General features: G+C 39.8%; 7 protein-coding genes. All 7 read right to left on the bottom strand.

From position 1 onward, the window contains the following. Positions 1–16: 16 nt before the first annotated feature. Entirely contained in the window at positions 17–1,492 is a 1,476-nt protein-coding gene (locus ACMZOO_RS00630; RefSeq protein WP_440904750.1) for a cellulase family glycosylhydrolase, read from the bottom strand. A 75-nt stretch (positions 1,493–1,567) separates the two neighbouring features. Then, positions 1,568–2,863: a GDSL-type esterase/lipase family protein gene (locus ACMZOO_RS00625; protein WP_440904748.1), complete on the bottom strand. Its 1,296-nt coding sequence runs from the start codon at positions 2,861–2,863 to the stop codon at positions 1,568–1,570. 62 nt (positions 2,864–2,925) lie between these two features. Beyond that, positions 2,926–5,862 (bottom strand): TIM-barrel domain-containing protein, encoded by a 2,937-nt coding sequence (locus tag ACMZOO_RS00620; RefSeq protein ID WP_440904747.1) that lies wholly within the window; start codon positions 5,860–5,862, stop codon positions 2,926–2,928. A gap of 30 nt (positions 5,863–5,892) precedes the next feature. Continuing rightward, positions 5,893–7,629 carry a DUF5597 domain-containing protein gene (locus ACMZOO_RS00615; RefSeq protein ID WP_440904745.1) on the bottom strand — a complete coding sequence of 579 codons (1,737 nt, stop codon included), beginning with the start codon at positions 7,627–7,629 and terminating at the stop codon, positions 5,893–5,895. A 146-nt stretch (positions 7,630–7,775) separates the two neighbouring features. Further along, positions 7,776–9,176 (bottom strand): tryptophan 7-halogenase, encoded by a 1,401-nt coding sequence (locus tag ACMZOO_RS00610; RefSeq protein WP_440904744.1) that lies wholly within the window; start codon positions 9,174–9,176, stop codon positions 7,776–7,778. Between the two features lies 1 nt (position 9,177). Beyond that, positions 9,178–10,659, bottom strand: a complete 1,482-nt coding sequence (locus ACMZOO_RS00605) for a tryptophan halogenase family protein (RefSeq protein WP_440904743.1) — start codon at positions 10,657–10,659, stop codon at positions 9,178–9,180. Between the two features lie 66 nt (positions 10,660–10,725). Next, entirely contained in the window at positions 10,726–13,623 is a 2,898-nt protein-coding gene (locus ACMZOO_RS00600) for a TonB-dependent receptor (protein WP_440904742.1), read from the bottom strand. Positions 13,624–13,633: the final 10 nt, after the last annotated feature.

Here is a 13,633-nt window from a genome sequence, read left to right as displayed (position 1 = left end):
AAACTTTTGCTGTTAACTATTCAGTGTCTGTGACAATTTTGATTAAACTTGGCTCTATCTGAGCTGCTGTGTGTCGGTTAAATAAGGCGAAACCTAAATCGTTAACGTCACCGTTATCCCAATAAAATGGCACGAGTTTTTGTGCCAACGCGGTTTGGGTAACATGCCTGTGCCAGTCATGGCGGTATGCTTCGTGCTCTGCAACGTTTCTACGGGCAAATGCACCAAACTCACCTAAGATCAAACCTAAACCTTGTTGGTAAAAATTGTTGTACATGCGGCTAAATTGCGTATCTATATGTGACTCGTTGCCCCAACCTGCGGTTTTAGATGAATCTGTTGCGTTTTGTCCCCACTGAACAGCAGTGCTGTCATTTTTTAACGTGAATTCATATGGGTCATAAAAATGTACTTCTAACAACATTTTGTTGCTAACAACATCGTCTGGAATAGCTACAAAATTAACTGTGTGATCAATATTGGTATTAAAACCTTGGAAAATTAGATGGCGAACTGCGTTACGACCACCAGTAGCACGCACTGTCGTAACAAAGGTTTGATTAAAGCCATTTTGCACTGTGTAGTATTCTGCTGTCGGTGTTCCATAATCACCTTCAACCATAACTTCATTGGTACCGGCAAATAACAATTTGTCGTCGTATTTTTCGAAGCGATTTGCAATTTGTGTCCACATTAATGCAAGCCTGTGGTTTGCAACATTCTCGTCATCATAGGTCGGCTGCAGCCAGCCCCCATCCCAATGCATATTTAACATTACATACAAATCTTGACTTAAAGCGTAAGCAACAACCTCTTCAACGCGGTCTAACCAAGCAGTTTTAATTGTGTAATTGCTCTCGTCGCTAAATTGACTCCAAGAAACAGGCAAACGAATAGACTTAAATCCAGCCGCTTTTATCGCATCAATTAAATCAGTACTAATTTGTGGATTACCCCAGGCTGTTTCACCACCAACAGCTTCCATACTGTTACCAATATTAAAACCTGTACCCATCAGCTCGGTTATTTCAGTTGCCGTGATATCTCTCATACTGTCGGTATTAACCGGCATTTGATAAGCGAATGCGGCTTGGGTAACGGATAGCGTTTTTTCATCATCCGCGTTGGTAATTTTAATATCAGAGCTACGAGATGCAGATAAATGGTTTACTTGTGCTGTTAGTTCGACAGTGACGGCACTAGTAGCGCCATCAGCTTGTTCAACGGATGCTTTTAACCAAGTTGGCAATTGGCTGATTTGCCAATCTTTTTCACTGGTTACAGTAAATTTACTCATAATGCCATTGCTGGCTAATGTCACTTGATTGGTTGAAAGCGTAACTTGTTTAACAACTGGTGTTTCGTCACCACCATTGCCATTGTTGTTACCACCGTTATTACCATTACCTGTATTGGTGTCTGGGGTTGAACCACCACCGCCACCACAAGCGGCGACAGATAATAATAAAATGCTTGTTGTTATAAATTGCATAAACGTTTTTTGAATACGTTTACAATGTTGTTGGTGTGTTGTCATAAAATAAAACTCACTTAGCGTTAAACCATATTAGCGAAGGTTACGAATATAACGTTCAACATAAGGTTGTAGTTGCTCGGCCCAAAGCGCATATCCTCGCGCATTAGGATGGAGTAAATCTGGCATTATTTGTTCGGTCAATTGGCCGTTTTCGGTTAAAAACACTGAGTTGATATTGGCAAATTCAGCTTGGTATTCATCAGCGAGTTGTTTGAGTAACAGGTTAATCGCTTGATTGTTTTGTCGTGCCATATCTGTTTGGTCTTTACCGCGCGGGAATATGGCTAATATCAAAACCTGACTATCTGGGGTAATTTGTTTGAGTTTATCTAATACGGCTCGAATGCCCTTAGCGACATACTCAGGTTTTTCCATGCGATGACCTGTATTATTGGTGCCTAACATAATTTGGATAAGTTTTGGTTTTGCCCCATCTAACTCACCTTGATTCAAGCGCCACAATACATTTTCGGTTCTGTCACCTGAAAAACCTAAATTGAGTGTATTGATATCAGCAAAATTTTGTTGCCAAACCTCTGCCCCTTCTTTCTCCCAACCATGGGTAATTGAATCGCCAATTAATACCAGCTCTACGCCTTGTTTATTGGCTTGAAGCTTTTCTTGATGCCTGTCCATCCACCAATCAACCGCCCAGTATTCATTTAAAATACCTGGTGTTGTTGAAAGACTTGCTGCATCAGGGCAAGAGAAGTTTGCAGTTTTGTCAGTGTTAATATGAATATTTTTAAACTCAACTTCGCCGACACCGTCACCCTCAACAGTGAATACTTGTTGAATATTGCTTACATCATTATCAGCTTGAATAAAACAACTGAGAGGAATATTTAGTTGCTGCCAACCTAGACCGTCATACTGCTGCGCCCATTCGCGTAAACGCAATTTGCCAACGCAGTTTTCACCACAGTGCATAACTAAATTAAGTGCAGCTTTTTGCGTATTGTTTACTTGCATGTCTAACGACAAAACACCGTTCGCCAAGTAAGGTGTTAAATCAACACCCTGCTGACTTTCAAACGCAATTGCACTATGCCAGCTATGCGCAAAATCAAGTGAATAACTTTGAGTTGATTGCTGAAAACTCGCTTTAGTAAATTGAATTTTATCGCCATCAATTTGTTTGGTTAGTTGATGCACAGCACCTGTCCAATTCACTGATTTTTCATGGTTACGCACTAGCAGTTGATACGCAGCGCTATTATCGATAACAATGGGTTGCAGCGGGTTAACTGTATCGTTTGCAGTTAACCCACAGCCAACTAGAGTTTGGGTTATAGCAACAGCTGCCAGCAAAGTTTTAAATTTCATATTTAACCTTTAAAAGCCAAATAACTGATAGACAGGTTGAGCCTGCCTATCAGCTTTTCTTATTAACTACGTTTTACAGTTACAGCTTTGCCTGTGTATTCAATGCTAGTTGCAACACCTTTATCAAAGTTTGCAGCATTGTCAGACTCACCGCTGATCCAACGCACGTTAATTTTACGTGTGCTCGGCATACCTTGGTATTGGCCTTTTTGCTCACCTATGGTTAATTCGCCTTTAGCATCGTCATAACTCATATCGATAAATAGATATTCACCTTTTTCGTAGTTATAACTTTTACCATCATCTTCATAGTAGGCGTATGTACCGTCTGCACCTGTATAAACATTTAAGGTAATTTCACCGTCGGTTTTGTCAAATACGTGCTGAATTTCAGGACCCGTAGGTACAATAGAGCCAGCTTTAACAAACACTGGCATTATGCCAAGTGGTGCATCCACCTTAACGTTTTGACCACCTTGGTATGCTTTACCAGTATAGAAGTCATACCAATTGGTTTGGCTTGGTAAATAAACGTCCCAGTCACGCGCTTTAAAATCTGTCACTGGCGCAACTAAGAAAGACGGACCAAACATGTATTGCTCTGTTAAGTTAATCGCAGTTTTATCGTGTGGGAAGTCCATCACTAAACCACGCATTAAAGTATCGTCTAAATGATACATGTGGCCTGCTTCACTATAGATATAAGGCATTAAGCGATAACGTAGTTTGGTGTAATACACCATGCTTTCATATGCTTCAGAGCCTTCGTCCGCAATGTTAAATATTTCGCGATATGGGTTTTGACCATGTGAACGGAACATTGGAGAAAACGCGCCAAATTGGAACCAACGCACATTCAATTCTTGCCAGTTTGGAATGTCTTTTTCATCTAAACCAGAGAAATGGCCGACTGCACCTTTTGACGTCCAACGCAAATGGTCTTCAGGGGTGAAACCACCAATATCAAAGGTCCAGTTTGGCATACCCGCTAAACCAACACTGATACCAGCAGAAATTTGCTCTTTTAAGTTTGACCAACGTGGAACCGTATCACCACTCCAAATTGCTGAGCCTGTGCGTTGAATACCACCAAAACCAGAGCGGGTTAAAATAAACGAGCGTTTATGCGCATCAGTTACACGTTCACCTTTGTATACACCTTCAGCATTAGCAAGCGCATACGAATTGAAATATTCAGTACCAGAGCCAATAGATTGTGGGCTCATTATTTCTTTGCGTTTACGCGGTGATAAGTTTGAATGAATATCTGGCTCAGATGCGTCTAACCACCATGCATCTATACCCAATACATTGAGTTTTTCATTTAATTGACGCCAGAAAATTTCTTGTGATTCTTCAGGATACGGGTCGTAGAAACCATTTAAATAACCTGGGCCTATCCAGTCTAAGTTGCCTTCAATATCCACATTTTTATTCAACATATAACCTTTTTCATCAAACTCTTTATAGTTATCTGTTGTTGAATAAAACTTAGGCCAAACTGAGATCATAATGTTGGTATTCAGATCATGAACTTCATCAATCATCTTCTTCGGATTTGGGAAGTGCTCTTTATCAAAATCATGGCTGCCCCAAGCATCCTGTGGCCAATAAGACCAATCTAAGACGATATTATCGATTGGAATTTCGCGCTCGCGGTATTCTTTAACTACATCAACCAATTCTTGTTGGTTTTTATAACGCTCACGACTTTGCCAGAAACCATACACCCATTTTGGCAACATAACTGATTTGCCCGTTAAGTGACGGTAACCAGAAATAACTTCGTCGGTATTTTCACCGGCAACAAAATAGTAATCTATTGCTTTGCCTGATTCAGATGCAAATGAAAGCGAATATTGCTCGTCAAATGCACGTGGTTCATTGTGTAATAAGCGGAAGTAACCACCTTGAGAGTTCCAAGAAATATTGATTGGAGTTTTTTTCTCTTCTTCCAATTCAATTTGCGTATCGTGATACCAAGGGTTCCAGTTCATACGCCATCTGTCTAATAACTCTTGGCCGTCGATAGTTAACTTGGCATAACCTGAGTTATACATTCTGAACTTATGCATGCCAGACTTCTTGGCTTTAATGTAACCCTGCCACTCAACTCTTGGTTGTTTTACATCACCAAGTTCACGTGGGAATGGATATTCACGAATATTGTTATTGGCAAGATATTGGTAATCAGGATCTGACTCGACACGAGTAAATAACAGTTTGTCGCCGTCGTAATACTTAGCGGTTAAACCACCTTTGTTGCCGTTGGCATCGTATAAATCTAGATCTTGATGAAGTGGTGTTGCGCTTTCTGGATCACCAAAGTTAGTGATTGACGCATTGTCCCAAAGCACACCGTAATTGCGCGTAGATACTACAAATGGAATGGTGATCACTAAGTTACCAGTCGATAACTCAACGTTTTCACCTGAATAGTTTACTTGACCGTTTTGGTGTTGGCCTAAACCAAATAAACCTTCTTCAGATCCTTTGTTCCATTGTTGGCGAACTGCATAAGATTTTTCGTCCGCTTTCCATGGATTTTTGGTAACAGGTGCAAATTCACCGCCGTTACTGCCGTTTAAAACAACTTCACCTTTGTCGTTTTTAAAACTCACTTGGCCGTCTGCTAACGACACTATCGCTGTGACTTTAGCGGTAGCCAATTCAACGGTATCACCCTGTTGTTTAATGCTAAACTTGCCTGCTGGCTGAGCTTTAACCATTAAACTTTCAGGCACATAAGATAAATCTTTATGTGGTGTTGCAGTAACACGGATTATTTTGTCATTAATAACCGTTAGTTGTACTTTTTTAGCTGCGCTGTCAGCCAAGGTAACCACTAAACCCGTGTCGGTTTGTTGGTAGCTACCTAGCGGCTTAGTTTGTTGCGATTGCTGGCTGCTTGCTGTTGAGCTGTCAGAACCACAGCCCGCTAGCATCATTAGTGGTAAACCAGCAGCAACCACGGCTTGTGTTATACGGTTTAATTTCATTGTTTTTGCTCCAAAAGCATGTCGTCTTTTTTATAATTTGTACGAGGCCATTTTTACTTTGAGTAAATGTGGCGTTGAGGTGAAGTTAAAGCCCCAGTCGGTTTGGTCGCCATTCCATACGCGCTCCATTACCCACTCGCCTTCTTGATTAAAATAACCTTCTTCAACTCTATCAATCATGTATGGGTTATCTGAAATTTCGTCCGACGCCGACAAAGTGACACGTGAGCGATAACCTGTAATTAAGTATTCATCATCAGATAACTGTGCGATAAGCGCGCCGCCCGATGCTGGGTTATTACCTTTTGGTGGTGCAACCCAAAACATTTCACGCCCGTAAGTTACTTCTGCATTCCAACGGCCTAAATCTAAATTCTGCGTGTATTTATGTGCGTTTTCTTTGCGCTCTTCGTTAGTTGGCTCGCTATCGGTTGATTTTGCATTCCACACTTCTTGTTTTTTACCAAAAGTATCGTGCGGTTCAGCTACCCCCCAAACGTTGCCTTCAAAACTTAAACGCGCCCATTGTTTAGCAAATGGTTTCATCATCACGTAGTTTTCAGCAAAGGTATTAATAATCTCGTCGTTAAACACCTCTGCGCCCAATGGGTAATTTACATAGTCTGTGTAGTCCATACCGAATGGCGCAAAACCTATACCTTGATGGCCTAGCGTTTCAAAGAAATATCTAGCGTATGGTTGGTCGTTACCAATTTCAGCAACAAATAGTGGGTTGTCTGCTCTAGCATATAACTCTAAAACTTTGGTGACGGTTTTGTAGTCACGGAAATAAATATCCGGCGAAATCATATCGATATTTGGCGCAGCTTCTTTCCATAAATCGAGCACATTGTCTGTTGCACCGCCCATTGAATACCAATCGCCTGGATGGAATGGATTTCTTAGGGCAACGTTTACATTCATTGGCAAGTTTTTAATTTGTTTACCTGCAGCAGCTATTTCATCTACATAGCGGCCTATGTGCCAAGCGTGGAAAAACTCATCTGCATCTTTACCGAATGTTTCAGCCCAAGTACCTGGTTTTACGCCTAATTTTTTAACTAGGTTAGCTGGTACTGCTTGCTCAAATACTTTTTGCGCAAGTGGTGAGAAGTCGCGTTTAGAGCCGTAAGTTCCTACTTCGTTTTGTACTTGCACTAAAATAACTGTATTGGTTGGATCGTTATCACGTAAATAAGTCATTAAACGTTTAAATGCCTTTTTATCGGCTGCTAAAGTGTTTTTACCCAATGGTGATAACGAGTTTAGTGTTTTGCCATCTTTAGTTATAACGCGTGGAAAACGTTGGTTATTTGTTTTAACCCAAGCTGGCGCATAATGCGGTGCATTGTTCTTCCATGTTGCAAACCATAACAAAACAACCTTGATATCGTTTTCATTTGCTTGCGAAATTAAAGCATCTAAATAACTAAAATCAAACTCCCCTTCATTTGGCTCGATTTGCTCCCAAGCTACTGGAATACCTAAAGTATTTGCATGCATTTGTTTTACTACAGGCCAAATATGCTTGAATTGTGAAGGGTAATTTGCCGAGTTATTGGTTTGTGCCGCCAACATTAAAAACGGTTCGCCATCTACCTCTAACATGTGTTTACCATTTTTAGTTATTAATTTTGGTAACTCAGTAGAATTATGTTTTTTACTTACAACTGTATTTTGCGTAGCACTACAGCCCAATAAAATGGCTGCACCTGCTAAACAAGCGACGGTTGTTTTTACTTTATTTGATAATTTTGAAACCAACACTGATTTTGCTCCCATGTGATATGTAATAATAAAGTTATCAGCCTGTTTACGTTTACACAAACAGAATGGTAAATTTAGTAAAAGGATTACGAATTTTTATTACTTTTTTAAGTTATTCGCTTTAATATTTTTACTAAATATTAAATTTACCTTTGTAATATTCTATTTATTTGCGAGTTAATCTTTTCTAAGAACACTAACCCGGTCTCTTGCGTGTAGCCGTTAAGTACAGGGTTGTAGCCAAATTGTTCAACGGCGTTGCACAACAAATTAATCCAGTACTGCCTAGGCATAAGTGGATTAATTTGTTCGTCAAAACGACCGTGTGTCGTAAACAATTCAATAATGTGTGATAGTCTGTTTGAAACCTCGGCTGCGTCGGCTAAGTTAAATAACAGTAAGCATAAATCGCTTAGATCTTTAGCCTCACTAAAATCTTTGTTCGTCAGTCGGTTAAATTCAGCTGCAACCATATCCCTGTTACTTTTATTGGGAAAATACTCTAGAAGCCGCGTTAACATGCGGCAGCTCAACGTAAATTGATCAACTCCACTCGTAACTAAGTGACCAGCTGATTTGCCGATTGAAATAAGGTTATTGCTCCAAAATGCTTGGTTGTAACCTAGCTTTACTTTTTCTACTTTTATGGCTGGAGGTTTATTGGCAGCTAATAGAGACGTGAATGTTTCCCGAGCTATACTATCCCTAATTTCTTTCGAGTTATAATAGTAACTATAATAACGCTTGTTATTGATTGATGTAGTTTCAATCCAACCGGCAGGAGCATTTTGCAACCTGTTATAAACTTCTGTCTTATCACTGTTGGTGACAACACTTTTCATCACTGAATCAATAGCGCCCACACAGCTTATATATGCTTGTTCCGGTTGCGTAAATTTACTTAGTTGTTTTGTACTACCGCTATTATCAATAAATAAGTCAGCTTTAAGCTTTTGTTCGTTTTGCAACACAATGCAATCAAGCTCACCTGTGTTGCAATGAAATTGGGCAAACTCAAGGTCACTATTGATATGCTTAACTCCCAGTTGTTTGGCTGCGCCTTGCATAAATGACATTAGCTTTTGACTGTCAAATACCATTCCCAATTCGTAAGACGAACGCAGATCTCCAACTTGCTGATTTGGTGCGACAAATGCGTTTGCGGTAATAAGTTGGCTCGCAAGTGAATAATCTGCCATCTTGTCTGCTTTTAACCAGTTGACTACTTGATGTAATTCATAGCCGTTAAAAGCAGGTAAATAAGTATCAAAACTGATAGGAAAATTTTTACGATCCAGTTCTACTAACCATCCTAGTGACGGAAGCATTCCATGAGTTTGTTGAAGATAACTCAGATCAAAACCCAGGTTCCTTAAATAATCCTGTATCAATGGTGTACAGCAAAGAATTTCGTCTGGAGTTTCCGACACACCAACAAGCGTAATTTGTATTCCTGTGCCTTGTAAGCCCCTAGCTAATGCAGTTGCTGCAGTCCAACCCAATACGTCTGCGCCATTAATTACAATCGACTTTATAGAATTATCCACATCAATGCTCCTCTAAACCTAAAAACACATTTACGCTAGGCATTTCAGCGACTGTTTGTTTTACAGCTTGGGCCATTGAATTTAAATGCTTGTCTAGTGAATGATTGTCTAATGCGTTGACCCGAGAATCATAGTATTTAGGTATGATGCCTTGTCCCATGCACACAGCCGGCCATACACCAAATTGAGTTCTATCAACTTTGCCACTTTGTTCAAATAAACTGATTAATCTCTGAAGGTTTGGAGGTATCTCCATTTGGCTATTTTCAATCCAAAATTGGCTATCTGTTCGCTTAGTCGCTTTGTAATGCAAGATAATAAAATCTCTAATGTGTTCATAGAAGTAACGCATTGTTTCGTTGTATTGAGTGCGGTCAGCATCTGCCATTGACTTATCGGGAAAATATTCAATCAGTTTGTTAATACCAATTTGAATTAAAAATATGCTTGTTGATTCTAATGGCTCTAGAAATCCAGACGAAAGACCAATTGACACACAATTATTGACCCAACTTTTTTCACGTCGACCAGCCTTAAAGTTAACAAATCTAGGCTCATGTATTAATTTACCATCAACACCAGAAACTAAAGTATCTAAGGCTTGCTCATCCGACACGTGTTTACTTGAAAATACATGGCCATTGCCCATTCGATGCTGTAATGGTATTTGCCACTGCCAACCAGCTGGCTGAGCGATAGCTTTTGTGTACGGATTTAGCTGTCCGACCCTTTCAGATTGAACTACGACTGCCCTGTCGGTTTTTAACCAATGTGACCAGTCAATGTAGTCAGATTGCTGGTTTTGACCAATTAATAAAGCTCTAAAGCCACTACAATCAACAAACAAGTCGCCTTCAATTGTTTGACCGCTTTCCAATGCTAAAGAACAAATATCGCCGTTATCTAAATTATTGACACTGGTAACTCGTCCTTCAATTCTTTTTACGCCTTTAGCAATAGCGTACTCTCTTAAATACTTGGCGTAGCTTGTGGCGTCAATATGATATGAATAGGTATATTGTTTTGTTAGAGGATTATTGCTTTGTGCAGGTGGGGCGAATCGTTTTGTTTTGGCGAGTTCTGCAGCCATAGAAAATGACTCGTAGTCTTGTGTTCCGCCATTTTCTTTATACTTTAACCAATAGTGATGAAAATCAACGCCTCTAATGACATCGCCCATTTCACTAAAAGGATGAATATAGCTGTCTCCTAAGTTAGCCCAATTATCAAATTGAATACCCAACTTAATTGTTGCTTGAGTTTTTGAGATAAATTCCTTTTCATCTATGCCTAGTTGGCTGTTAAACCTAAGTATGTGCGGGATAGTCGACTCACCTACTCCAATTGTGCCAATTAAATCTGACTCAATTAGAATAACTTCACAATAATTTTTAGGCAGGTGGTTAATAATTGCAGCAGCAGTCATCCAACCAGAAGTTCCCCCACCTAAAATAACGAGTTTTTCAATTCGGTTATCCGGCATACACTCTCCTATATAAAAAGGAGAAGGCTTTACCTTCTCCTTTAAAAATTGCCAAAGTATAAAACCCTAGAAATTAGCTCTAATTGCTAAAGAGTAACGTCTGTCGTTCATATGGTAAGCACCATAATAGTTACCCGAAGCATTTTGTTTTATTTCAGTTTTCGAAACTGTATTTGCTAGGTTATTAGCTTGTAGGCTAACACTCAAGACGTCGTTGAATCTATAAGTGATTGAGCCGTCTAAGTATCCAGCATCTTCATTGAATACAGGTAATGCCCAACTGTTGTCATCAGCTTTAAAGCCATTAGCTCGCGTTGAAGTTAAAAACTCTGAACGCCAGTTATATGCAAGACGGAAAGACCAATCATTTTTCTCGTACATACCTACTAAGTTGTATGAGTTTTTAGAGATTCCTTTAAATGGCATAGGTCCATATGTTGAGCCGTCGGTGTCATAAGGTTCAGCGTCTTGTTCAACTGAGGTTGAACTATCAATATAGGTGTAGTTTGCACTAATACCTAAGCCATCAAATGGTGCTGGTAAAGTATCAAAGAAGTGCGAGACTGCAAACTCAACCCCTTTCATATCAGCTTTTCCGGAGCTTACTGGTCGGCTTACGTTGTAGATATTTCCATCATATTCCTCGGCACGCGTTTGAATAGCTTCATAACCTGTAATGTCTTTTGAGAATAAAGCTAATGAAGTGTAGCTGCTGTCAGAATAGTACCATTCCAAGCTTAAATCTAACTGCGTTGACTCCATTGGCTTTCTGTAAGGATTGCTATATGAATCACCACCCAAGTTATAATCTGATTCAACAGGAACATAAACTTCAACAGTCGGATCTTCTTCATGAGCAGCTTGCGTTTCTGCAACTAATTTAGCTGCGTCTTCAGTGACGGTTGCCCCCAAATAAAGATTAGCGCCAAGTGAATTATAATCAGGTCTAGCCATTGTTTTTGCAGCACTGAACCTTAACATTAAATCATCGGCTAGTTCAGCTCGAATATTGAAGCTTGGAAGGAGGTTACTGTATTCAAAAAATGCACTTTGGCTAACTCTTTTACCTTGGCCAAAATAGCTAACGTTTGGATATTCCAAAAATCCATTTGCTGTGTTTTCTGTTTTAACATAACGTACACCAAAATCACCAGCGATAAAAATGTTAGCTGGAATTTCAAAACCAACTTTAGCAAATGCTGCAGTAGTTTTTTCTGTTTGAGAGTTAGTGTATTCAGGATCTTCTAAACTACGCAATTGCCATGGTGATACCCAATCTTGAGTATATTCAAATTCATTACGCAGTTGTTGGAATGTTTCAGGATGATTAGTAACAAAATCTACTACGGGGGCATAGACACTTGAAGGTTTTGGCACTTCACCGCGGAAGAAGTTGTCAAAGGTGTTTAAGCTTAACTCCTCAGGTGCTGGATTTATATTTGCTTTTTTGTCATCTGTTATTGCCCATTGAACCCAACTGGTTGCTAAAACAGCCCAGTTGTAACTCGTATCTGCGTTATCAGATTTTGAATCGGTAAACCTTACACCCGTTTGAACGTATTTAAATACATCATTGTCTAAGAAATATTTAACATCAGCATCGACAGCTGTCATTTCGGCTACTCGGTCATAGGCATTGTCTTGAATAAAGTTCCAGTTGTATTTACTAGGATCAGACAAATACTGCTCATCACTTTGGATCGACGGTAAACTACCAGAAAAGTCTACATCTATATAAGGGACTAATACTTCGGTTGCAACTGTATTATCTTGCCCTTTTGCATCCGCATCCACTCTTTGAACCGAGAAATTCACTTCAAGTTTATCAAATTTACCTGAGTACTCTAGCGCAATATCTGTTGTTTGCGAATTTTGAATTGACGCTCGAGCATCAGAACCCATAGAGATACCAATGCCATCAACTAAACGCCCTGACTCTAAACGACCTGTATCTGAATATACAGATTCAATGTCTGAATCAATTTGTACTGAAGTTGGGTTATTACCAACAAATATAGCATCTTCACTCCAGAACATATCGTATTCACTATTAAAGTAGGTCAAAGTGAATTCGTGTTCGTCTGATGGCGCCCACTGCAACGCAGCATACTGACCGTTTCTTTCACGTTCAAAATACATAGTACGCCAGTCAGCACCACGTGGAATATAAACTGACTCACCTTCTTTTCCTGTGATATCTGTACGCGTCCAGAATGGGCGCACATACATAGAATCATTACGAGTACTAATTTCTGAATGCGCCACGTCAACTAATAAACCAATTTTCCCTAAACCAGTTTGCCAAACATTTGAATATAAGGCTGAATACTCTGGCTTAGTTTCTTCAATCATATCGCCATAGTTAGCTGCAACTGATAAGGATATTTTTTGATCGTCATTGTGAAAAGGTAACTTTGTTTCTAAATCTACAGTACCAGACAAACCACCTTCGATTTGGTCAGCGCTTGGCGCTTTATAAACGTTAACAGCATTCATTAGTTCAGGTGGAACATCACCAAAACTTAAACTACGGCCGCCATTTGCACTGAAACTACTGCGTCCATTTAATTCACTGCGTACCTGTGTAAGGCCACGAATAATTACACCATTACCTTCAACCGAAAAGTGCTCTGGATCACCTTGTGACATATACCTGTCAATTGATACACCAGGTATACGCTGCAGTGCTTCTGTAATACTTCTGTCAGGCAGTGCACCGATATCATCAGCACTGATACCGTCCATGATTTTGTCTGAGTTCATTTTAGCTTGCATTGCACTAATTACGCTTGAGCGCAGGCCAGTGACCTCAATTACTTCAGTTTCTTCACTTGCGTCTGCTGATTCTTCTGCGGCAAATGCTTGGCCATGTGAAAACATACCCAATGCGCCCATGACCATGACCGTGGCTTTAGATAACGGAAAACGTTTTCTTTCACGGTTAAGTTTTGATGTATCGTTCATGTTATTACCT

The sequence above is a fragment of the Catenovulum sp. SX2 genome, assembly GCF_052056295.1.
In the GTDB taxonomy this organism is placed as follows: domain Bacteria; phylum Pseudomonadota; class Gammaproteobacteria; order Enterobacterales; family Alteromonadaceae; genus Catenovulum.
This window is presented reverse-complemented; position numbering and strand designations above follow the sequence as displayed.

Bases quoted from the DNA above. Each gene is read 5' to 3' on its own strand.
- ACMZOO_RS00630 (WP_440904750.1), bottom strand. From the start codon at position 1,492: ATGCAATTTATAACAACAAGCATTTTATTATTATCTGTCGCCGCTTGT.
- ACMZOO_RS00625 (WP_440904748.1), bottom strand. From the start codon at position 2,863: ATGAAATTTAAAACTTTGCTGGCAGCTGTTGCTATAACCCAAACTCTA.
- ACMZOO_RS00620 (WP_440904747.1), bottom strand. From the start codon at position 5,862: ATGAAATTAAACCGTATAACACAAGCCGTGGTTGCTGCTGGTTTACCA.
- ACMZOO_RS00605 (WP_440904743.1), bottom strand. From the start codon at position 10,659: ATGCCGGATAACCGAATTGAAAAACTCGTTATTTTAGGTGGGGGAACT.
- ACMZOO_RS00600 (WP_440904742.1), bottom strand. From the start codon at position 13,623: ATGAACGATACATCAAAACTTAACCGTGAAAGAAAACGTTTTCCGTTA.